The organism is Caballeronia concitans (assembly GCF_001544615.1).
In the GTDB taxonomy this organism is placed as follows: domain Bacteria; phylum Pseudomonadota; class Gammaproteobacteria; order Burkholderiales; family Burkholderiaceae; genus Caballeronia; species Caballeronia concitans.
The window spans coordinates 80,143-101,170 of the sequence record NZ_FCNV02000008.1 but is presented as its reverse complement, the minus strand read 5'-3'; the positions used below and the strand labels follow the sequence as shown (position 1 = coordinate 101,170).

Genomic DNA, 21,028 nt, shown 5'->3' with positions numbered 1-21,028 from the left:
TTGCGCTCGTCGGGGTGAGTCGACGATTTAAGCAAGGCATGTGCCGGTGAGCATTTTCGGGAGCGCTATCGCTGCCATCGAAACAATCCGTTGGATGCTTGCGCGTCGGCATGGGACATTGCCTATCCTTCGTTCAAAGCCGAGGTACGAAACACATGGCCGTCGATTCACCCTGCATCAACATCTGCAAATTCGATGACAAGACCGGGTTCTGCATCGGCTGCCTGCGCACCAAGGACGAATGCAAGAAGTGGAAGAAGATGAAGGACAAGCATCGCGTGTGTATCATCGATGAACGAGCCGAGCGCAAAGCGAAGCTCAAGAAGCACAAGAAGTAGCGCTTCAAAGGAGGCGATCATGCGGTCACTGGTTCATGTCTGCGGCGTCTTGCTGACGGTCGCATTGCCCGTACACGCGCAACTGCATCCGAGTCCCGAGACGGACATGCACGCGCCGAACAACAGCACGCGCATCATGCCGAACGCGCCGCTCGGCAGCGAGTATCCGACGCACGGCAACGCGCAAGCCGGCGAACTCAACCTCAATCCCACCGATCCGCGCGCGCAGTTGTCCAACGGCCTGCCGAACAACGCGAACAGCGGCGGTTATGGGTCGCCGCTGGCGGGCAGCAAGGTGAACGTTCCGACGCGCGCGGAGTAGGCAGAACGCCGCCGCTCGGCTGTGCCTTGCTGCGCTCCCACTGTTCTCGAAACGAGAATAGTCATTTGAATTTCGCTGATATTCACCTCGAAACGGCAAGAACCGATACTGCTTTCCATCGGGCCGGGACGTCTCCCGGCCGACCACTCGGGAATTGCCATGAAGCTCTATCACCATCCGCTTTCCGGTCATTCGCATCGCGCCCGCCTCTTCCTGCATCTACTGAACATCGCGCACGACGAAGAACAGGTCGATCTCGCCGCCGGCGCGCACAAGTCGCCGGAATTCCTGCGCATCAACCGCTTCGGCCAGGTGCCGGTGCTCATCGATGGCGATCGCGTCATCGCCGATTCCAACGCGATCCTCGTCTATCTCGCGAAGCGGGCCGGCGCGACGCAATGGCTGCCCGAGACGCCCGATGGCGCCGCCGCCGTGCAGCGCTGGCTCTCGGTCGCGGCGGGGCAGATCGCGTTCGGACCGGCGGCGGCGCGGCTCATTACCGTGTTCGGCAGCAAGTTCGATGCAGACGAAGTGATCGCCCGCGCGCATGCCGTGCTCAAGGTCATCGACGCGGAATTGCAAAGCCGCGAGTGGATTGCGGATACCGGCAGCGCGCATCCGACGATCGCGGATATCGCGCTCTACAGCTACATCGCGAGCGCGCCGGAAGGCAATGTCGATCTGTCCGGCTATCGCAACGTGAACGCGTGGCTGCGGCGCATCGAGGCGTTGCCCGGTTTCGTGCCGTTCCAGAAGACGGCCGCCGGACTGGCCGCCTGAATCCGCGCCGGGAGGCCACGATCATGTCTGCACCGTCTTCCACGGCGACGCCCTGGCATCGCGGCGAAATCGCGCTGCAAAAGGCCGCGGGCGCTTACGACCGCATGCGCGCGCTCGGTCAGCGCGTCGTGCGCGATTACATGCCGGAGCAGCATCGGCAGTTCTTTGCGCAGTTGCCGTTCGTCGTTGCCGGTACGGTCGATGAACACGGCGACGCGTGGGCGACGTTCCTGACCGGCCGCCCCGGCTTCCTGCACACGCCGGATGCCACGACGCTTTCCGTCGATCACACGCGCGATCCGTTCGATCCCGCCGATGCCGGCCTGCGCGATGGCGCATCGGTCGGCATGCTCGGCATCGAATTGCATACGCGCCGCCGCAATCGCGTGAACGGCGTGATTCATCGCGCGGGCGATGAAAACGCGTTCGATGTGAGCGTCGAGCAGAGCTTCGGCAATTGCCCGCAATACATTCAGCTGCGCGACTTCGCCTTTGTGCGCGACGAGCCCGCGCCGTCGAAGCCCATCGCGCTCGATGCGCAATCGCCGCGCATGCGGTCGATGATCGAGCGCGCGGATACGTTCTTCGTGGCGTCGTACTTCGACCGCGAGGACGGGCATCGCCAGGTGGATGTGTCGCATCGCGGCGGCAAGGCGGGATTCGTGCGCGTGGCCGACGACGGCGCGCTCACCATTCCCGACTTCGCGGGCAATCTGTTCTTCAACACGCTCGGCAACATTTCGGTTAACGGCAAGGCCGGCCTCGTGTTCGCGGACTTCGCCACCGGCGACGTGCTGCAACTCACCGGCGACGCGCACGTGCTTACCGATTCCCCCGAAACCGCCGCGTTCCAGGGCGCGGAGCGGTTGTGGCGCTTCACGCCGCGCCGCATCGTGTTGCGCGAGGACGCGCTGCCGCTGCGCTGGACGTTTCGCGACGAAGGCTGGTCGCCGAATTCGCTGATGACAGGCGACTGGAACGAAGCGGCGCGGCGCATGAAGGCGGCGGCGCTCGCGGATGCGTGGCGGCCGTATCGCGTGAGCAGGATCGTCGAGGAAAGCGATGTCATCCGCTCCTTCTGGCTCGATCCCGCCGATGGCGCGGGCATCGTGCCGCACGCCGCCGGCCAGCACTTGCCGGTGCGCGTGACGCTGCCGGGCGCGGCCAAGCCGCTCGTGCGCACGTACACGCTCTCGGTTGCGCCGGGCGATGGCGTCGCGCGCATCAGCGTGAAGCGCGAAGGACGCGTGTCCGCGCATCTGCACGACACGCTGAACGTGGGCGACATCGTCGAGGCGCGCGCGCCGGCGGGCAGCTTCACGATCGATGCGTTCGAAGCGCGCCCGGCCGTGCTGCTCGCGGCGGGCGTCGGCATCACGCCGATGCTCGCCATGCTGCGGCACATCGTCTACGAAGGGCTGCGCACGCGGCGCGTGCGTCCGACGTGGCTGATCGCATCGGCGCGCACGCTGGCGAATCGCGCGTTCGCCGCCGAAATCGACGCGCTCGTGCAAAGCGCAGGCGGCGCGGTCCACGTGATCCGCGTGCTGAGCGACACGCAAGGCGCGCAATTGAAGCGCGATTACGACGTGTCGGGGCGCATCGACATCGACTTGTTGACGAGCCACCTGCCGTTCAACGACTACGACTTTTATCTGTGCGGTCCGGGCGCGTTCATGCAGTCGCTCTACGACGGCTTGCGCGCGCTGAACGTCGCCAACGCGCGCATTCACGCGGAAGCGTTCGGCCCGGCGTCGCTGAATCGCGATGCCGATGACAAGCCGATGCGCCCACCCGCCACGCAAGCCGTCGCGGTGCGCTTCGCGAAGTCGGGCCGCGATGCAGCGTGGCGCCCCGAAAGCGGCAGCCTGCTCGAACTCGCGGAAGCGTGCGGTATCGATGCCGAATCGAACTGTCGGGGCGGAACGTGCGGGACATGCAGAACGCGCATCGTGAAAGGCGCGGTGACATACGACAAACAACCGGCGTTCGAAGCCGGCGAGAACGAAGCGCTGATCTGCTGCGCGATGCCGTCCGCGGACTCGAACGGCGCGCTCGAACTCGATCTCTAAACGCATAGGTTCGCGATTGCGACCCGCGCTCGCATGCCCGAGAATGCACGGCAACTCATTCGCCCGCTTCTCGCATCCGACATGGACCGCTTTCAGGCAATGTCGACCTTCGTCACGGTGGTCGAAACTGGCGGCTTCGCATCCGCCGCGCGCAAGCTGGATGTATCGCCTTCGGTCGTGAGCCGCGTCGTCACCGAGCTGGAAGAGCGGCTCGGCGTGCGGCTGCTCACGCGGACCACGCGCGTCGTGCGTCTCACGGATGCCGGCAGTGGCTTCTTCGAAGACTGCCGCCGCATTCTCGGCGAAGTCGATAACGCCGAACTCTCCGCGCGCGGCACGCACGCGGCGCCGCGCGGCGTGCTTTCGCTGACCGCGCCGACGATGTTCGGCCGCCTGCACGTGACGCCTATCGTGCTCGACTATCTCGCGCGCTACCCCGAAGCCGATGCGAACTGCTGGTTCATCGACCGCGTGGTGAATCTGGTGGATGAAGGCATCGACGTGGCCGTGCGGATCGCGCAATTGCCGGATTCGTCGTTGCAGGCGATTCCGGTAGGGCACGTGCGGCGCGTGCTGTGCGCATCGCCCGGTTATATCGCGAAGCACGGCGCGCCCGCGCATCCCGACGATCTCGAAGCGCACACAATCATCGCATCGACGGGATCGTCCACGCCGCCCGAATGGCGGCTTCGCGACGGCGACCGTCCGATTCTCGTGCGCACGCATCCACGCTTCATGACGACGACGAACGACTCCGCCATCGATGCCGCGCTCGCGGACTTCGGCATCGCGCGGCTTCTGTCGTATCAGGTCGCGCAGCATATGAGCGACGGCCGGCTCGTCATCGTGCTGCCCGAATACGAACCGCCGCCGCTGCCGATTCATCTCGTGCATCGCGAAGGACGGCACGTGACGCAAAAGGTCCGCGCGTTCCTCGATCTCGCGGTCGCCACGCTGCGCGCGGATGCATCGTTGCGCTGATCGGGCTAAACAGACGCGGGGCGCATCGCTTCGTGAATCTTTGAGGAAATCGAACGGCCGTTAGGGCGCGGGCCGTGCAAAATGACGGCAAACCATGCAACATAGCTCTCTTGCGCGTGTTGCGCCGGGCATCGTTTCCGGCGCGATGCAACGGCTCTTCCGAACTCCAACGGCTCAACGCACCATGACGAACCCGACTTCTCCCACGAACGAACGCCCGCTCGACATGATCATCTTCGGCGGCGGCGGAGACCTGGCCGCACGCAAGCTGCTGCCCGCGCTCTACATGGCGCACACGCACTGCAACCTGCCCGCCGATACGCGCATTCTCGCCATCGGCCGCAAGGACTGGACGCGCGAAGATTACCTGAAGAACTTCATGGAAAAGCAGTCGCGCCCGTTCATCGACGCGAACGCTTTCGATGCCCAGCAGTGGGACAAATTCCTCGCGCTGTTCGACTACGTGCGCGTGGATGTGGAAAACCCCGAGGACTTCAAGCGCCTCGCGGAAGCATCGCGTGACGGCGCGCAGCGCGTGTTCTATCTCTCGACGTCGCCGGAGCTTTTCACGACCATCTGCGACAACCTGGCGGCTGCCGGTATCGTCGACGATCACGCGCGCGTCGTGCTCGAAAAGCCGCTCGGTCACGATCTGGCGTCCGCGCGTGCCATCAACGACGCGGTCGGCAAGCGCTTCAAGGAAGAGCAGATTTATCGCATCGACCATTATCTCGGCAAGGAAACGGTGCAGAACCTGATGGTGCTGCGCTTCGGCAACGCCATTTTCGGTCCGCTGTGGCAGGCGCCGTATATCAAGAGCGTGCAGATCACGGTGTCGGAAACGGTGGGCGTCGGCAGCCGCGCGGGCTTCTACGACCACACCGGCGCGCTGCGCGACATGGTGCAGAACCACTTGCTGCAACTGCTGTGCATCGTCGCGATGGAGCCGCCCGTATCGCTCGATCCCGACGCCGTGCGCGACGAAAAGCTGAAGGTGTTGAAGTCGCTGCGCCCGATGAGCGTCGCCGATATCGCCCGCGACACCGTGCGCGGCCAGTACGCGGCGGGCGCGGTCGGCGGCGAGCCGGTCAAGGGCTACTTGCAGGAAGAGAACGTGCCCGCCGACAGCCGCGCGGAAACCTTCGTCGCGTTGCGCGCGCATATCAACAACTGGCGATGGGCCAACGTGCCGTTCTTCCTGCGCACCGGCAAGCGCATGCAGACGCGCAAGTCTGAGATCGTGATCGACTTCGCGGACCTGCCGTTCTCCATCATTCCGAGCGGGCCGCGCAATTACGGCAACCGTCTGATCATCACGTTGCAGCCGGAAGAGTCCATCCAGTTGCAGATGCTCGCGAAGGAACCCGGCAGCGGCATGCAGATGCTGCCCGTGAACCTCAATCTGGACTTGCAACAGGCGATGACCCAGCGTCGCGCGGAAGCGTACGAGCGCCTTCTGATCGATGTCATTCGCGGGCGTCTCACGCACTTCATGCGCCGCGACGAACTCGAAGCGGCGTGGGCGTGGGTCGAGCCGATTCTGAACGGCTGGAAGGAACTCGGCGACAAGCCGCGCGGTTATACGGCGGGCACGTTCGGTCCGGCGGCTTCGTCGGCGCTGATGGCGCGCGAGAATCTGGCCTGGGCGGAAGAGGCGTGATCTAGCGCATCGACGGTCGCATCGCGCGCCGTTTTTCGATGGCGGCGCCCGTCGCGATCACCGCAGCCAGCACCGCGATGCCGCCCACGATGCCCGCGAGCCGCATGAGCGCGGGCATCGGATCGGACGACCAGTGCGCGTCCTGCACGAACACCATGATGAACGCGATGGTGAACTGCCGTCCCACGTAGCTCGCGCCTTGCGTGCCCGTCTGCACGTGACAGCCGATCCACACGCCCGCGCAGAGCGCGAGCATGCACGCGATGGCGTTATCGCCGATGAGCGGCAACAGCGCCATGCTCGCCGCGCCCGCCAGCAGGCAGCCGACGAAGCGCTGAACCATGCGCGCGGCAATCGGCTTGCGCGTCGGCTGACCGAGCGCCGATGCGGGCAAGATCAGCACGGCGATGGCCGTGACCATCGCTTGCGGAAAGCCGGGCAAATCCCACGCATACGCCAGCGACGCGAGTATCGCCACGGACCACGCGGCGTGCCATGCGAGGCGCTTGCGCATGGCGTGCGTTGCGGCTTGCGTGTCTTGTACAGCAACGGCAGGCATGACAGGAACGACCGCCGTTTCGATGCTTGCGCTATCCACGCGATCCGCCGTCGATGCCGCCTGCGCATCATGCATCGGCGCGCCGCCGCGCGACTTGCGGTAGTGCTGCACGCTCGCATGAAAGAGCGCGGAGACGGCGACGCACGCGAACGTCCCGACGATCACCTCGGCCACGCGCAGCAACGCGAACGATGCCGTCGCGGATGCGGACGCGAGCCGATGCGCCTCGAACGTGACCATGAGCGAGGTCACCGCGCCGAGCACCCACGCATAGCCCGCATCCGACACGAACGCGCGATACACCGACACGCCCGCGATGAGCGCGAGCAGCGGCACGAAGAGCCACGGCGCGTCGCCGATGAGCGGCCCGGCCGTCGCGCCGAGCAACGCGCCCGCGACCGTCCCGAGCACGCGATGCACGCCGCGCTGCGCGGACGCGGAGAACTTCGACTGCATCACCGCGAAGCCGCTGATCGCGGCCCACCAGATGTTCGTGAGATGGAACGCATGAGCGAGTGCGACGGCGAGCGCGACGGACAGCATCGCCTGCGTGGCGAAGAGCGCGCGCGCCGACGACGGCCTGATTGCGATCAACTCGCGCCCGACCGATGCGAACGCGTCGCGCACGATATGCCCGAACGCGTCGAGGCGGTCGCTGCGGTGCGCGCGGCTGGCGGGATGATCGTTGGGCATCGTTCGTGCGATTGTCTTTGCGTCTGACTTGAGCGTAGCCGCGTATCGGCGGGGACGCAAAAAAAGGAATCGGAACAGTTGTTAAAGCGCGAATAACGTGAATGATTGCTGGTTCTGCAGCGTGCGGATGCCAGTGCTATCTTGTGCATTCGCGTCACGAAGGACTGAAGAAATAAGGGACGAAAGGACATCTCATGGCGAAAGTACTGGTTCTCTACTATTCAATGTACGGCCACGTCGAGACGATGGCGCAAGCCGTTGCCGATGGCGCGCGCGGCGTGCCGGGCGTCGAGGTGACGGTCAAGCGCGTGCCCGAAACGATTCCCGCCGATCAGGCTTCGGTCATCGGCGTGAAGCTGGATCAGCAGGCGGCGGTCGCGAGCGTCGACGAACTCGCGAACTACGACGCCATCATCTTCGGCACGCCGACGCGCTTCGGCAACATGGCGGGCCAGATGCGCACGTTCCTCGATCAGACCGGCGGCCTGTGGGTGAAAGGCGCGCTCATCGGCAAAATCGGCAGCGTGTTCACGTCGACTGCTTCACAGCACGGCGGACAAGAGACCACCATCACCTCGTTTCACACGACGCTGCTGCATCACGGCATGGTGATCGTCGGCGTTCCGTATGCGTGCCCCGCGCTCACGAACATGCAGGAGATCACGGGCGGCACGCCCTACGGCGCGACGACGATAGTCGGACCCGACGGCCAGCGGCAACCGACGCAGAACGAACTCGAGATTGCGAGCTATCAGGGCAAACATGTGGCCGAGCTTGCGGTGAAGATCGCGGGATAAGGGAGCATATTTGCTGCGTATGCATCTGAACGCGCGCCGGCTCCCGGAAACGCTCACCATCGGAGCGCTCCCGTAAGTCCTCACCGTTAGATCACGTTCAGCATGGCGAGCGCGGTCTCTTGCAAAGGCTGCAGCACGCGAGCGAGGGCGGCATCGTGCGACTCCTTTCCTATCGGCATGTTCACCGACAACGCCGCGACCACTTGCCCGTGCCGATTCTTGATCGGCACCGCCACGCCGCGCACGCCAACCTGCAACTGCTGTTCGATCGCGACGAAACCATCCGTGCGCGCCTGACGAATCTTCTCGTGCAGCTTCTCTTTGTTCGTGATGGTGAGCGGCGTGAACGGCTTGAAGTCGGTGGCGTCGAGCCACTGGCGGACGGCATCCTCGTCCGGCTTGTAGGCGAGCATCACGAGCCCGCCCGACATCAGCGCGGCCGGCACGCGCGCGCCGAGCACGAAGCCGGTGGTCATCACGCGCGTAGAGCCGTTTCGCGCGATGATGACGAGATCCCATTCGTCGAGCACGCTCACGTAGACGGATTCGTGGATGGTCGCGCTCAGCTGTTGAAGATAAGGCTGCACGATGCGCGGGAGCCGCGCCGAATCGAAATACGACCAGCCGACGCGCAACACGCGCGGCGTCAGATTGAAGAGCTTGCCGTCCGTCTGGACGTAGCCGAGATGCGCGAGCGTCAGCAGATAGCGGCGCGCCGCCGTGCGCGTCATGCCCGTGCGGGCGGCGGCTTGCGTCGGCGTCATGCGCGCGTGCTGGTCGTCGAAGGCTTCGAGGATCGCCAGGCCCTTTTCCAGCCCCGCGATCCAGTCGCGCTTGTCGAGTGCGGGTTTGTTCATCGTCGAACCTTGCAAAGAGCTAGTGCTAACCCCCAAAGCGATCGATTATCGGACACGCGCGTGCGATAATCGCGCACAATCTATTATAAATCGTTGCTGCGGAAGAGCCGCGCCCCTATTCTCCAATCACCCGGAGCGACGCGCTCGCCAACGCCGAAAGTAGGAAGTATCGGCGGACGACGAATTAGAAGAATTAAAGGCGGCACGCGAGTTCAATCGATAAACCCATTGTTCGGAGACACATATGGCTAGCCCTAAGGAAGAGGCACACGGCGGCCGCCAGGCGAAGAAGGCGACGGCGAGCGGCTGGATCGGCTCGGCGCTCGAGTACTACGACTTCTTCATTTACGCGCAGGCGGCGGCGCTGATCTTTCCACAGTTGTTCTTCCCGTCGGGCAATCCGAAGGTGGCGATCGTCGCATCGCTTGCGACATATGGCGTCGGCTATGTGGCGCGGCCGATCGGCGCGTTCGTGCTCGGGCATCTCGGCGACACGCACGGCCGCAAGAACGTGCTGCTCATCTGCATGTTCCTGATGGGCTTTTCGACGATGGCGGTCGGTCTTCTGCCGACGTATCACCAGATCGGCATGGCGGCGCCGGCATTGCTGGTCGTGCTGCGGCTGATTCAGGGCTTTGCGGTGGCGGGTGAAATCTCCGGCGCGAGTTCGATGATTCTCGAGCACGCACCGTTCGGCCGACGCGGTTATTTCGCGAGCTTCACGCTGCAGGGCGTGCAGGCGGGCCAGATTCTGGCGGCTGCCGTGTTCCTGCCGCTCGCTGCGTTCATGCCGGAAGACATGTTCAATTCGTGGGGCTGGCGCGTGCCGTTCCTGCTGTCGGCGTTCGTGCTGGTCGCGGGTTACATCATCCGTCGTGAAGTGCATGAGACGCCGGCGTTCACGGCCGAAGGCGCGCATGGCGAACTGCCCAAGTCGCCGATCAAGGAAGCGTTCGCGAACAGCACGCCCGACATGATCCGCGTGGTTTGCATGGCGCTGATGAACGTGATTCCCGTGGTCGCGACGATTTTCGGGGCGGCGTATGCGGTGCAGGCTTCGTATGGCATCGGCTTTCACAAGAGCGTTTATCTGTGGATTCCGGTCGTCGGCAATATTCTGGCGGTGGTGGTGATTCCGTATGTCGGCAATCTGTCGGATCGCATTGGACGTCGCATGCCGATGATCGTCGGATCGCTGCTCGCGGGTCTGCTTTCGTTCGCGTATCTGTATGCGATCAGCATTCGCAACGTGCCGCTTGCGATCGTGATGTCGCTGTTGATGTGGGGCGTGGTGTATCAGGGATATAACGCGATTTTCCCGAGCTTCTTCCCGGAACTGTTCCCGACGCGGTCGCGCGTCTCGGCGATGGCGATTGCGCAGAACATCGGCACGACGATCACGGCGCTGCTGCCGGCGCTGTTCGCGACGGTTGCGCCGCCGGGATCAGCGAATATTCCGATGACGATCGGGGCGCTGGCTTTCGGTGTGACGATCATCGCGGCGATTGCGGCGTGGTCGGCAAGGGAGACGTATCGGGTAAGGTTGGATGATCTCGGCAAGAAGGATGCAGTGCCGATGACCGAGCAGGAGTATGAGCGCCTGCGGGCCGATTCGATGGCGGAGACCCGGCGAGGGGGGAAGGTGCATGCTTGAGGGGTGCTGCTGACGGTGGTGAAAAAGACGGGTCCTGCGGGACCCGTTTTTGTTTGGGGGGCGGCGCGGTGGTGGACTTGAGGGCGATGGGATGAGCGTCGCAGATTGGCGCCGTCTCCGCCTTTACCAACATTGCGCTATCGACGCACGGACGGTAGCCACGTAGAGCGGACCAAAGCGACCTAGGGACATCCTCGCACGGCCGCTTGCTGGAAGACTGCGAATGCTGCGTCCATGCGTGGTGGCAGCATTGAAAGCGTTCACACCTGAACGCTTTCCTACCGGCGAATAGCGTTACTTCCCGCTAATGAAGTTCTTCGTCTGAAGCGTGATGGCTGACAAGCCCTTTTCGACGATCTCCTGCCAGTCACTCGCAGTCACCATTTGCTTGGATTCGCTCACCCGTGTCTTCAAGAGTTGATCACCGTGCAAACCGCCGACATCGCCAGACAGTCGCAGCTCTGATTTATGGTTGGTTGTTACGGACCAGAAGCCGGGCTGAAACCAAGCCCAGAAATCGATGATTTCGGCATTCACTGGAATCGCGGAAGCAAAGTTAGGATCGCCTTGCTTGACGACGATGTAACCCGCCTGCTGGAAACCGGTGGTCAGCGCGCTCTCGACCAAGCCGGACACAGTCTTTCCCTGAGGAAGCACGATGTCGCCAAGCGCCTTGCCGTAGCCGTTTCTTTTTCGACCGATTGCTCGCGCTTTAGACGCGTCGCTGGAATCCTCGTCGGGATCGAGTGACGCTATATCAGCGCTGCGGGGCGCGACGATGAAGGTTCGTTTATCCTGAGCGGTATCGATGCGCACATATTTTCCCGTGGAAGGGTTAGTGCCTTCGGGCGCCGAGACGTCGACAGTTGTACGACCCGCTGCGCATCCAGCGAGAATTGACACGATCAAGCTGCAGACAGCGATACGACTTACCAACATCTTGTTTTTCTCCCGGTTGTTTTAGACACGAGGCGGAAGTCCCATGACGTCCACTCGCTTCTACCGGGGTTTAACGGAAGCTCGCCAAAGAACTTGAGGTCGACGTTTCAGGGTTCTTGATATGTCGCTATCGCCAATCGAGGAGAACATCTCACGGGATACGAACTCAACCGCCTGCTCTTTCGTGCGTATGTCGCATTGCGCACTTTGTTTCTGAAGGCGGTACTGCACCGGCCGCGGCCTCAACTCGGCATCGTGGGCATAGGCGGACCTTTAGCGCAGAAAGGCGGCGCTAAAGATCAGACTGAGAAAGCCGTTATGCGTGAACAAGGACTCGAATCGCCGATGGGCGAACTGCTGGCGTCCCGTCCATGTCGCGCTGGATGCAGTCCTCCAACCTACATCGATACAAGCAAGATGAAACTCCCTGCCGCTCTCTCTGCGTTGGCCGTTCTGGCCGCCTGCACATCAATCTCGGAAGTTGCACCCGCTGGCGACGCAAATTACACCGTGACTACACAAGTACGCGGCGGCATGACTCCTTGGGGAGAGATCAAGGCGTCAAGCCTGAAGCGCGCCGATGAATACTGCAAGCAGCAAGGCAAGCGGATGCATCAGGTCACTATGCAGACGCATGGCGTTCGCGGTTGGACGCCGCAAGAGGCGGAACTCACGTTCGCGTGCGTCGCTGACTAACAGGCTGATGGCTTGGGCGAGGCGGAAATGGCAGCGGCGTGAGATCTATCACCGAAAGCTGCGACACAGGCGATCCCGCTATTTGTGAAGGAACGTTCTGTGTCGCATATGGCGAAGCGACAGGCGCGGGACTGTCCAGACAAGAAACGTCCGGTGCGAGTCATCGCAACGCCTCAGATCGTTCGAGCCGATAAAGCGCAGCCACGCACAGTGCCTTTCTTTCAGAAAGACGCACCGTTTCTTTCCAGCACGTCTCTTAAGGGCAAGCGTTTCCAGATAAAGGAGTAGTCAACTCATGTCGCAATTCATTTGGAATCAATCGAAAGCAGGCAACGACGGTCATCTCACGACTATCAAGAAGGAGTTGGCTGGCGCGCACATCATCTCAATGTGCTCTGGTCATTTGAAGCGCGGGGGCGTTGAAGCGCTGGCGGACGAACTGAAGATGGCCATCGACCGAGAAGCCCGCGTCATCTTCTACTCCAATGACAAACACACAGAACAGGACGCCGCTGACCGGCTAGCCACGCTCGGCGTAGAACACATTGTTGTCGATCACAGGCGAATGTATCTCCATACTAAGCTTTATTACTTTGAAGTAGGGCAACAGTATTCGGCAGTCTTTGGCTCGGCTAACATCACGGAAGCTGCACTTACGTCGAATGAGGAACTGTCTTATGTTGTTCACGGCACCAAGCAAGATTCTCAGCGCCAACAAATCGCTGCGTATCTGGCACGGTTAGACCGCAGATGCCGTCGTTACCAAGCTCCGAGGGTCGACAAAAATGGCAATGCGATACCGCTTGTTTATCGATGACATTCGCGACCCCATCGCATCCGATTGGGTGATTGCACGTACATCTTCTGACGCCCTTTCAGTTCTCGAAGCCCACGGCTGCCCATTCGAAATTTCTTTCGACCACGACCTCGGCGGTGACGACACTGCAATGATTGTGGCCAAGAAACTCGTGTCGATGGACCTCGACGCTGGCGGTGCATTTATCCCTGTCGATTTCGTCTACTCGGCTCACAGCGCGAATCCCGTCGGCAAAGCCAACATTGAGGGGTTGCTTGAGGCTTATCTGCGCCAGCGCAGGTCATAGTCGATCGTCCTCCAGCGTGCTGACCTCGGTGTCGTTGAGTACCATTGCCTCTCTACTCGATGCACGTCGATGACATGATCGTTACTCGACCGGCATAGGGGCGTCGTTTGCTGTGAATCGGTCGAGCTATCGCTCGGGCCAGCGAAATTCTTCGGTGGGCATATCTAAAGGGCAACGTGCTTTGCTGACTGGCTCAATAGGATTGTGCAGCCGCACAATGACGGTTAAACATAAGCGCCCGCTACGCGGGACCAGCCGCCTCATTCTCTCGCCGTTCCAATCCCCCATGCCCGCCCCCACCCTCATCCTCCCCGGCATCACCATCTTCACCGCCATCGTTGACACCGGCACCTTCGCCGCCGCTGCCGACAAGCTCGGCATGTCCGCACCGGGCGTCAGCCGCGCGATCGCCCGTCTCGAGACCAGACTCAACATCCGCCTTTTCGATCGCACCACGCGCACCGTCACGCTCACCGACGACGGCCGTCGCTTCTACGAGCAAGTCATGCCGCATCTCCTCGGACTCGAAGAAGCCGCCGCCACCGCATCCAGCAGCACCACCGCCGTGCGCGGCCGCTTGCGCGTCAACGTCGATCCCATCTTCTCGCGGCTCGTGCTCGGCCCGCTCCTCGAAGCATTCATGAAGGCGCATCCCGAACTCGATCTCGAACTCCTCACGCGCGACCGACTCGGCGACATCATCGCCGACGGCTTCGATCTCGCCGTGCGCTTCGGCGAGCCGCGCAATTCGAGCCTCGTCGCACGCAAGCTGCTCGATACGCCCGTGCGCACCGTCGCCGCGCCGTCCTATATCGCGCGATGCGGACGGCCCGCCACACCGCAAGCGCTCGCCACCGACGCGCACACGTGCATCGAGTTCCGCGATCCCGAAACGGGACGGCCATTCGCGTGGGAGTTTCATCGAAAGAAGAAGCGCATGACAGTGCAAACGCGCGGCCACCTCACGCTCAACGATCCCGGCACGCTGCTGAGCGCATGTCTTTCCGGCTATGGCATCGCGCAGATTTTGGAGTTGGGCCACGAGCATCTGATCGCCGAAGGCAAGCTCATCGACCTCTTTCCCGACTGGCCCGACGAACGCTTTCCGCTCTATGCGTTCCATCCGTCGCGGCATCATCCGCCCGCTAAAACAAGGGCTTTTCTCGACTTTGTGATTGCGCTGACCGGCACGCGCATCGACTGACACGCGTTCTATTGCGCACACGCATCGGGCCGGATTTTCGCGCCACGTTTATCCGGCGGCACCTTGCAATTGTCGACGCGCTGTTCATCGCTCGCCTTGTCGCCCAGGCGCTCCTTCAGCGTCTTCGCTTCCGACGCAGCAGGCGCGCTCGCGGCATCGTCGGCATGCGCGACGTTGGCCGAAAGCAATGCGATGACGACACACGGAACGATGAGCTTCATAACATCGAGCATCAACGCATCGCGACAGCCGCGCTTCCCGTTTCTTGCGCTCTTATCTCGAGCGGTGCCACCGCGCGCAATCCATGCACGGACACCGCGAGACCGCCGCCATCGCGATTGATCACCCTGAGCCGGGCATGATGCCGCTGCGCCACACGCAGCGCGATGGCAAGGCCAAGTCCGCTGCCCTGTCCTTGCGTGCCGACGCATCGATAGAAACGGTCGCACGCGCGATCGATCTCGTCTTCCGGAATGCCCGGACCCGTATCGAGCACGGTCAGCGCGATGCCGTCGGTCTCGCGCCGCAAGGTCACATCGACGTATCCGCCGGGCGGCGTATAGCGAATCGCGTTGTCGAGCAAATTGTTGACGAGAACCGAGAGCGCATGCGCGTCGCCGAGTATCGTGAACGCGTCGCGGTCGTCGTGCGTGTCTTCGAGCACGAGGCCGAGATCGATCGACTTCGCCTCCGCAATCAGCGAGAAGTCCGACACGCGCGTTTCGCACAACGAGCGCAGGCTCATCGGCGCGAAGGCGGCCTCGCGCGCCGCGTCCTCGCGCGCCATGCTGAGCAACTGCTGCGCGAGATGAATCAGCCGATTCAGCCGCCCTTCGATCTTCGCGAGCGTCGCGCCGTCCACGTTCAGCGATCCATCGCCAATCGCGCCCTGAATCTGCAGCTTCAGCGCGGTGAGCGGCGTGCGCAGTTCATGCGCGGCATCGGCGACGAAGACGCGCTGCGCCTCGGACGCATCGTTGAGGCGCACGAGCAGGCCGTTCAGTTCATCGACGAGCGGACGCAGTTCGTCCGGCAACGGCGTCGAAGCGGCAACCGGCTCGCGCGATTCAGGCGAGCGCGCGGCAAGCGATGCCGAGAGCCGGCGCACCGGCGCAAGACCGCGCGCGACGACAATGAGCACGATCACGACGATCGCCGGTATCAGCAACGCAAGCGGCCACACGATGCGCAGCGCCAGCTCGGCCGCCATATCGTCGCGTATGTAGTACGGCTGCGCGACTTGCACGAAGCGGTCCGGTAGCGAGACGCCGAACGCGCGCCAGCGATACCCTTCGCGGTCGGCATCGCGAAAGCCGTCGCCGAAGCGCGGCAGCGCGGGCTCATGCGGCGAGTGATAGACGAGACGCCCCGACAGATCCCATATGTCGATGACGAGCTGATCGTCCGCAATGCCGTGCAGGTCGTGAGCACGCCCTTCGGCGGCATCGGCAGCGGTGATGTTATGAGGCAGCGAGAGCGCGACCGTGCGCAGCTCGTAATCGAAGAGTTCGCCCGCCTCGACGCGCGCCGTGCGGAAAATACCGTAGCCCGCTATCACGCAGGCAAGCGCCAGTCCGCAGATGAGCCAGCCGAGCAGCCAGCGGCGGATGGAGTTCATCCGATCCTCTTTAATCGATACCCCACGCCGCGCACCGTCACGATCTGCTCCGCGCCGATCTTGCGCCGCAAGCTGTGCACGTGCACTTCGATGGCGTTGCTGCCGACTTCCTCGCCCCATCCATAGAGTTTCTCTTCGAGTTCGCGGCGGCGAAAGACACGCGACGGCTCTTCGATCAACGCCTGCAGCAATGCGAATTCCCGCGGCACGAGGTTAAGCGGCACGCCGTCTTTCGCGGCTTCGTGCGCGGCCGGATCGAGCGTGAGTTCGCCGTGCGAATACACGAGCTGCTTGTGGCCCGTGCGGCGCCGGAGCAGCGCGCGCACACGGGCGGCAAGCTCGTCGAGATCGAAGGGCTTCATCAGGTAATCGTCGGCGCCGGCATCGAGACCGCGAATGCGATCGTCGACGGCATCGCGCGCCGTGAGAATCATCACCGGCGCATCGCCGCCGTTCTTGCGATAAGCGCCGAGCACATCGAGGCCATCGCGCTTCGGCAACGTGAGATCGAGCAGCACGAGGTCGTACACGCCGTTCGCAAGCGAGAGTTCGGCGGCCCGGCCGTCCTGCGCCCAGTCGACGGTATAGCTTGCGTGACGCAACGCGGCCAGCACAGTTTCCGCGATCATCTCGTCGTCCTCCACCAATAGCAGGCGCATGTACGTCTCCAGGGCTTGAGTATCCCCGCCGATTGTCCTCGACGCTCGCTTAAGCGCGCCTTAACCGAGGGTTTTCCGGCGTCGAACCCGCATTGTTTCGCGCCTTGTCGCTCAAACGCTTAAGCATCGCATAAGCATGAACGCCGCACTATACCGCCTGACTCTCGGGCCTGCCGCTCCCCGGCGGCGCCAACCGGCTCTTTCAACGGATTGTCCACGCGGATGGGCGTGACTCGGAACGCGCCCGATCCGGTTCAAGCCCGGCTTCGGCCGGGCTTTTTTTTCGCCTTTCAATCGCTAAAGGTGAGCGTTTTCGGGATTCGCAGAAATCAACCGCCACGCGAAAGGCGTCCCGGCGTGCTCAAGGTGAGCGTTTTCGGGACCTCAGCAATTCGTGCTCCGCTTGCGAAAGTTGCGTATCGCAACTAAATTGGAAGACGATCTACTTCGGTTGTCTTTCAGGGAGCCGGCATGGACATCATCGATACCCCGCCGCAGTCGCGCGACAAGACCATCCTCGAACTGCGGGAGTTCTCGCGCAAGCTCGTGCGCGAACTCGGCTTCATGCGCAACACGCTCGCGGACAGCGGGCTCGCGCCATCGGCGGTGCACGCGATCATCGAGATCGGCGCGACGCCCGGCATTCCGGCACGCGACCTCGCCACGCTTCTGCGGCTCGACAAGTCCAACGCGAGCAGGCAGATCGCGCGGCTCGAAGCGGAAGGGCTCGTCGCGCGGCAGACATCGATCGACGACGCGCGATCGTCCGAGCTGTATCTCACCGCGTCCGGCCAGAAGCTGCGGCGCAAGATCGACAAATTCGCGACCGATCAAGTCTCCGATGCGCTCAGGCGTCTCGTTCCCGCCGATCAGCAAGCCCTCGTGCGTTCCCTCGCGCTTTACGCCGATGCGCTCTCGCACGGTCACGATCATGGCGACGCGCGCACGACGCCACACGCCGCGCATACGGAGAGCGCGCATATCGTCGAGGGATATCGGCCGGGATGTATCGGTGACATTGCGAGCCTGCACGCGCGCTTCTATGCGCAGCATGCGGGCTTCGGCGTGTTCTTCGAACGCAAGGTCGCCACGGAACTGGCATCGTTCGCCGAAGTGCTGCCCGCGGATGGCAAGGCGCTCTGGCTCGTGATGGAAGGCGAACGCACGCTCGGCTCGCTTGCAATCGATGGCGATATGAAGAAGCGCGTGGCGCATTTGCGCTGGTTCATCATCGACGATAGCTTGCGTGGCACCGGCATGGGCCGCCAGGTCATGTCACGCGCGATGGCCTTTGTCGATGATCAGTATCACGAAACATATCTGTGGACATTCAAGAGCCTCGACGCGGCACGGCATCTTTACGAATCGTTCGGCTTCGCGCTGACGGAAGAGGCCGAAGGAAGTCAGTGGGGCACGAAGGTGATCGAGCAGCGGTTCACGCGGCGCAAACCGTGACCGATGCTTACATGAAGCGCGGCGCAAGAAAGATGGCCAGCGCCACGACCAGCCATGCCGCGAGTCCGCCGAGAATGGCGAGCCGGTAATCGACGTAATGGATCAGCACGTAGCACGTGCCGAGAAAGACGAGATACGCGGGAATGGTCCGCGCGCCGGAGAGGCACGCGGTCGTGAAGCCGCCGCGCTCGCCTTTCGCGCCCACTGCAAGCAGCGCGATGATGGCGAAGGTGGGCGCGAGAGGCAGGATGCCGGGCAGTACGCTGCCGCGTTTCGAAGCCGTGACGATCAACGCGGTGACCAAGCCGCCGATGATGCCCTTCCACAATACGTCCATCGCGTTTCCATCGAGTGTTCAAATGCGAAGGGCGAATTATGCATCGGCGGTTCAATGCGTGTCGTTGCTCTCGCCGCGCGTCGGCGGCAAACCGTTGAGCTGCGCGAGCGCGTCGAACATGTGCGGCACGTACTTGTCGCCGTGACCGAGGTTCGTCGCGAGCACATAGATCTGTCGCACGGCTTCCGCGATGATCGCCGTCGACGACTGCGCCGACGCCAGTTGCGCATACGATCGCATGTCCTTCGCGGCATTGCGGATGGCGAACTGCTGGCCGCTGTCGTCGCCTTCGAGCAGATACGGAACGATGCGGTCGAACGTCTTGCTGTGCGCGCCGCTCAGACGGCACACCGCCGCGAACTCGTGCAAGTCGAGCTTCGCCTTCGCCGCCGTGCCGAACGCTTCGGCGAGAATCGCGCCGTTGGCCTGCGCGATGAAGTTATGAATCAGCTTCGCGCGATATCCCGACCCGTGCGCGCCCAGATGATGCACGGTCTCCGCATAAGCGGCCATCACGGGCCGCAGCAGATCGAGCACTTCGGCATCGCCGCCCACAAGCACGTTCAGCCGCCCTTCCCGCGCTTCCTTCGGCGTGCGGTTCACGGGCGCATCGAGGAAGGCAGCGCCTTGAGCGGCGAATGCGCTGGCCGCTTCATCGGCGAACTCGGGATCGGCGGTCGTGCTATCGACCACGATCAAGCCTTCATGCGCGCCCGCGAGCACGCCGTTCTCCTTGAACACGACATCGCGCACTTGCGGCGTGCCCGTCACGCAGATGATGACGGCATCCACGTTCCGCGCGAGTCCGGCGGCGCTCGTCACTTCTTTCGCGCCTTGCGACACGAGCGCTTCCAGCGCCTCGCGGCTGCGATGCCCCAGCACCGACAATTCGAAGCCCTTGCGCAACACTTGTCCCGCGATTGCGCTGCCCATCAATCCGAGTCCGATCATGCCGACGCGTTCGACGCGAGCCGGAAGCCGGATGCCCTTGCTGTTTGCCATGTCGCCCTTTGCGTTCATTGCAGTTCGAGTTCGACGCTCGCTTGTTTCGTGTGACTCGGCTGCCTTGCACCGAGCCGCGCCCATTCGATGAACCGTGTATCCAGTTCGCCGATGCTGCTCACGCCGAGCAGACCGATCACGCGATCGACCTCCGTCTTCAGAATTTCGATAGCGCGATCCACGCCCGCCCTTCCGCCCGCGCCCAGACCCCACGTCGTCGCGCGGCCGACGAGCACGGCATCCGCGCCGAGCGCCATCGCCTTCACGATGTCGGAGCCGCGTCTGAAGCCGCCGTCGAGCATGATGGCGAGACGCCCTTTCACTTCATCGACGACTTCGGGCAGGACGTCCATCGCCGAAACCGAGCCGTCAAGCTGCCGGCCGCCGTGATTCGAGAGCACGATGCCATCCGCGCCGAGCGAAACGGCACGCGCGGCATCGTCCGGATGAATCAGGCCCTTGACGATGAGCTTGCCGGGCCACAGATCGCGCAGCCAACGGATATCGTTCCACGAAAGCGATGGGTCCAGTTCCTTCGCCAGCGCCGATGCCGCGCCGCGCACGCTGTCCTGTCCCGGCGGCAGAAGATCGCCGAGATTCGCGAAGCGCGGCATGCCATGCGGCCAGAGCACGTCCATCATCCAGCGCGGATGCGCGAGCACATCGAGCGTGTTGCGGACATCGAGCTTGAGCGGCCTCGCATAGTTGCGCAGATCCCATTCGCGCTTGCCGTAGATGGCGCTATCCGTGGTCACGACGAGCGCTTCCACATTGGCCTTCTTTGCGCGCGCGGCCAGCTTCGCAACGAAGTCGCGCGTGCGATACATATAGACCTGCATCCACACGCGCCCGCCCGCGCGTTCGACGACCTGCTCCAGCGCCACCGTCGACGCATTGCTCAGAATGTACGGAACGCCCGCGGCAGCGGCGGCGCTCGCGAGCGCGATATCGCCTTCATGCGAAAGCAGCCCGCTGAAACCCGTCGGTCCGATCATGAACGGCGCATTGCTTCGTCGTCCGAACAGATTTATACCGATATCGCGCTTCGATACATCGACCAGCGAGCGCGGCCGAAACGCGATCTCGCCGAACACATCGCGATTGCGGCGTAACGTGGACTCGTCCTCCGAGCCGCCTTCCACATATTCGAAACAGAAGTTGGGCACACGCCGCCGCGCCATGCCCCGCAACTCTTCGATGCTGTGAGCGCGGCGCGGATCGTTACCCGTATAAAGACGACGTTGCACTTCACTTTCTCCTCTCGACCGGAGCGGGCATTCAATGCCTCGCCCCGATTCCATG

22 protein-coding genes are annotated in these 21,028 nt (G+C 63.0%); 13 read left to right on the top strand and 9 right to left on the bottom strand.

Features of this window, described 5'->3' with window-relative positions; genetic code table 11:
- The first annotated feature begins 155 nt into the window (after positions 1-155).
- From AWB72_RS18520 to zwf, 6 genes are all read left to right on the top strand, one after another.
- Complete coding sequence (locus AWB72_RS18520; RefSeq protein ID WP_040050610.1) at positions 156-338, top strand: DUF1289 domain-containing protein; 183 nt, start codon at positions 156-158, stop codon at positions 336-338.
- Positions 339-357: 19 nt separating this feature from the next.
- The gene (locus AWB72_RS18515; protein WP_040050609.1) at positions 358-660 is read left to right on the top strand and encodes a hypothetical protein; all 303 of its coding nucleotides are present in this window, start codon (positions 358-360) and stop codon (positions 658-660) included.
- 159 nt (positions 661-819) lie between these two features.
- A complete protein-coding gene (locus tag AWB72_RS18510) occupies positions 820-1,440 on the top strand; it encodes a glutathione S-transferase family protein (protein ID WP_040050608.1) in 621 nt (206 codons plus the stop codon).
- A gap of 23 nt (positions 1,441-1,463) precedes the next feature.
- The gene (locus AWB72_RS18505) at positions 1,464-3,512 is read left to right on the top strand and encodes a 2Fe-2S iron-sulfur cluster-binding protein (protein WP_040050607.1); all 2,049 of its coding nucleotides are present in this window, start codon (positions 1,464-1,466) and stop codon (positions 3,510-3,512) included.
- An 81-nt stretch (positions 3,513-3,593) separates the two neighbouring features.
- Positions 3,594-4,493 (top strand): LysR family transcriptional regulator, encoded by a 900-nt coding sequence (locus AWB72_RS18500; RefSeq protein ID WP_040050631.1) that lies wholly within the window; start codon positions 3,594-3,596, stop codon positions 4,491-4,493.
- A gap of 184 nt (positions 4,494-4,677) precedes the next feature.
- Positions 4,678-6,153 (top strand): glucose-6-phosphate dehydrogenase, encoded by a 1,476-nt coding sequence (gene zwf, locus AWB72_RS18495; protein ID WP_040050606.1) that lies wholly within the window; start codon positions 4,678-4,680, stop codon positions 6,151-6,153.
- A gap of 1 nt (position 6,154) precedes the next feature.
- On the opposite strand, the gene AWB72_RS18490 is transcribed toward zwf, so the two are convergent.
- The gene (locus tag AWB72_RS18490) at positions 6,155-7,405 is read right to left on the bottom strand and encodes an FUSC family protein (RefSeq protein WP_084592882.1); all 1,251 of its coding nucleotides are present in this window, start codon (positions 7,403-7,405) and stop codon (positions 6,155-6,157) included.
- Positions 7,406-7,599: 194 nt separating this feature from the next.
- Between AWB72_RS18490 and wrbA the strand changes: the two genes are divergently transcribed.
- Positions 7,600-8,202: an NAD(P)H:quinone oxidoreductase gene (wrbA, locus tag AWB72_RS18485; protein ID WP_040050605.1), complete on the top strand. Its 603-nt coding sequence runs from the start codon at positions 7,600-7,602 to the stop codon at positions 8,200-8,202.
- An 86-nt stretch (positions 8,203-8,288) separates the two neighbouring features.
- Here the strand turns inward: wrbA and AWB72_RS18480 are convergent, their stop codons facing one another.
- On the bottom strand, positions 8,289-9,059 hold the full coding sequence (locus AWB72_RS18480; protein WP_040050629.1) for an IclR family transcriptional regulator domain-containing protein: 771 nt from the start codon (positions 9,057-9,059) through the stop codon (positions 8,289-8,291).
- Positions 9,060-9,303: 244 nt separating this feature from the next.
- Between AWB72_RS18480 and AWB72_RS18475 the strand changes: the two genes are divergently transcribed.
- Positions 9,304-10,713, top strand: coding sequence for an MFS transporter (locus tag AWB72_RS18475; RefSeq protein ID WP_040050604.1), 1,410 nt, complete (start codon positions 9,304-9,306; stop codon positions 10,711-10,713).
- A 294-nt stretch (positions 10,714-11,007) separates the two neighbouring features.
- On the opposite strand, the gene AWB72_RS18470 is transcribed toward AWB72_RS18475, so the two are convergent.
- Positions 11,008-11,529, bottom strand: a complete 522-nt coding sequence (locus AWB72_RS18470) for a flagellar biosynthesis protein (RefSeq protein WP_244285678.1) — start codon at positions 11,527-11,529, stop codon at positions 11,008-11,010.
- 540 nt (positions 11,530-12,069) lie between these two features.
- Between AWB72_RS18470 and AWB72_RS18465 the strand changes: the two genes are divergently transcribed.
- The 4 genes from AWB72_RS18465 (at position 12,070) to AWB72_RS18450 (ending at position 14,655) form a co-directional block, all read left to right on the top strand.
- Positions 12,070-12,348: a hypothetical protein gene (locus tag AWB72_RS18465; RefSeq protein ID WP_040050602.1), complete on the top strand. Its 279-nt coding sequence runs from the start codon at positions 12,070-12,072 to the stop codon at positions 12,346-12,348.
- Positions 12,349-12,643: 295 nt separating this feature from the next.
- Entirely contained in the window at positions 12,644-13,165 is a 522-nt protein-coding gene (locus AWB72_RS18460; RefSeq protein ID WP_208863156.1) for a phospholipase D-like domain-containing protein, read from the top strand.
- Complete coding sequence (locus AWB72_RS18455; RefSeq protein WP_244285677.1) at positions 13,152-13,451, top strand: cyclic-phosphate processing receiver domain-containing protein; 300 nt, start codon at positions 13,152-13,154, stop codon at positions 13,449-13,451. Before AWB72_RS18460 ends, AWB72_RS18455 begins: the two co-directional genes overlap by 14 nt.
- A 286-nt stretch (positions 13,452-13,737) precedes the next feature.
- A complete protein-coding gene (locus tag AWB72_RS18450; RefSeq protein WP_040050599.1) occupies positions 13,738-14,655 on the top strand; it encodes a LysR family transcriptional regulator in 918 nt (305 codons plus the stop codon).
- 8 nt (positions 14,656-14,663) lie between these two features.
- Here AWB72_RS18450 and AWB72_RS18445 read toward each other — a convergent pair whose 3' ends face one another.
- From AWB72_RS18445 to AWB72_RS18435, 3 genes are read right to left on the bottom strand one after another with little or no spacing between them, the layout of a single operon-like run.
- Complete coding sequence (locus AWB72_RS18445) at positions 14,664-14,876, bottom strand: hypothetical protein (RefSeq protein WP_040050628.1); 213 nt, start codon at positions 14,874-14,876, stop codon at positions 14,664-14,666.
- An 11-nt stretch (positions 14,877-14,887) separates the two neighbouring features.
- A complete protein-coding gene (locus AWB72_RS18440; RefSeq protein WP_040050598.1) occupies positions 14,888-16,273 on the bottom strand; it encodes an ATP-binding protein in 1,386 nt (461 codons plus the stop codon).
- The gene (locus AWB72_RS18435; protein ID WP_040050597.1) at positions 16,270-16,932 is read right to left on the bottom strand and encodes a response regulator; all 663 of its coding nucleotides are present in this window, start codon (positions 16,930-16,932) and stop codon (positions 16,270-16,272) included. Before AWB72_RS18435 ends, AWB72_RS18440 begins: the two co-directional genes overlap by 4 nt.
- A 471-nt stretch (positions 16,933-17,403) precedes the next feature.
- On the opposite strand from AWB72_RS18435, the gene AWB72_RS18430 reads away from it, so the two are divergent.
- Complete coding sequence (locus AWB72_RS18430; protein WP_040050596.1) at positions 17,404-18,387, top strand: bifunctional helix-turn-helix transcriptional regulator/GNAT family N-acetyltransferase; 984 nt, start codon at positions 17,404-17,406, stop codon at positions 18,385-18,387.
- 7 nt (positions 18,388-18,394) lie between these two features.
- On the opposite strand, the gene AWB72_RS18425 is transcribed toward AWB72_RS18430, so the two are convergent.
- Genes AWB72_RS18425 through AWB72_RS18415 form a run of 3 tightly spaced genes read right to left on the bottom strand, consistent with a single transcriptional unit; the run spans position 18,395 to position 20,973 of the window.
- Positions 18,395-18,724, bottom strand: a complete 330-nt coding sequence (locus tag AWB72_RS18425; protein WP_040050595.1) for a GlpM family protein — start codon at positions 18,722-18,724, stop codon at positions 18,395-18,397.
- A gap of 51 nt (positions 18,725-18,775) precedes the next feature.
- Complete coding sequence (locus AWB72_RS18420) at positions 18,776-19,744, bottom strand: NAD(P)-dependent oxidoreductase (RefSeq protein WP_208863155.1); 969 nt, start codon at positions 19,742-19,744, stop codon at positions 18,776-18,778.
- A complete protein-coding gene (locus AWB72_RS18415; protein WP_040050594.1) occupies positions 19,741-20,973 on the bottom strand; it encodes an alpha-hydroxy acid oxidase in 1,233 nt (410 codons plus the stop codon). Before AWB72_RS18415 ends, AWB72_RS18420 begins: the two co-directional genes overlap by 4 nt.
- Positions 20,974-21,028 lie beyond the last annotated feature (55 nt).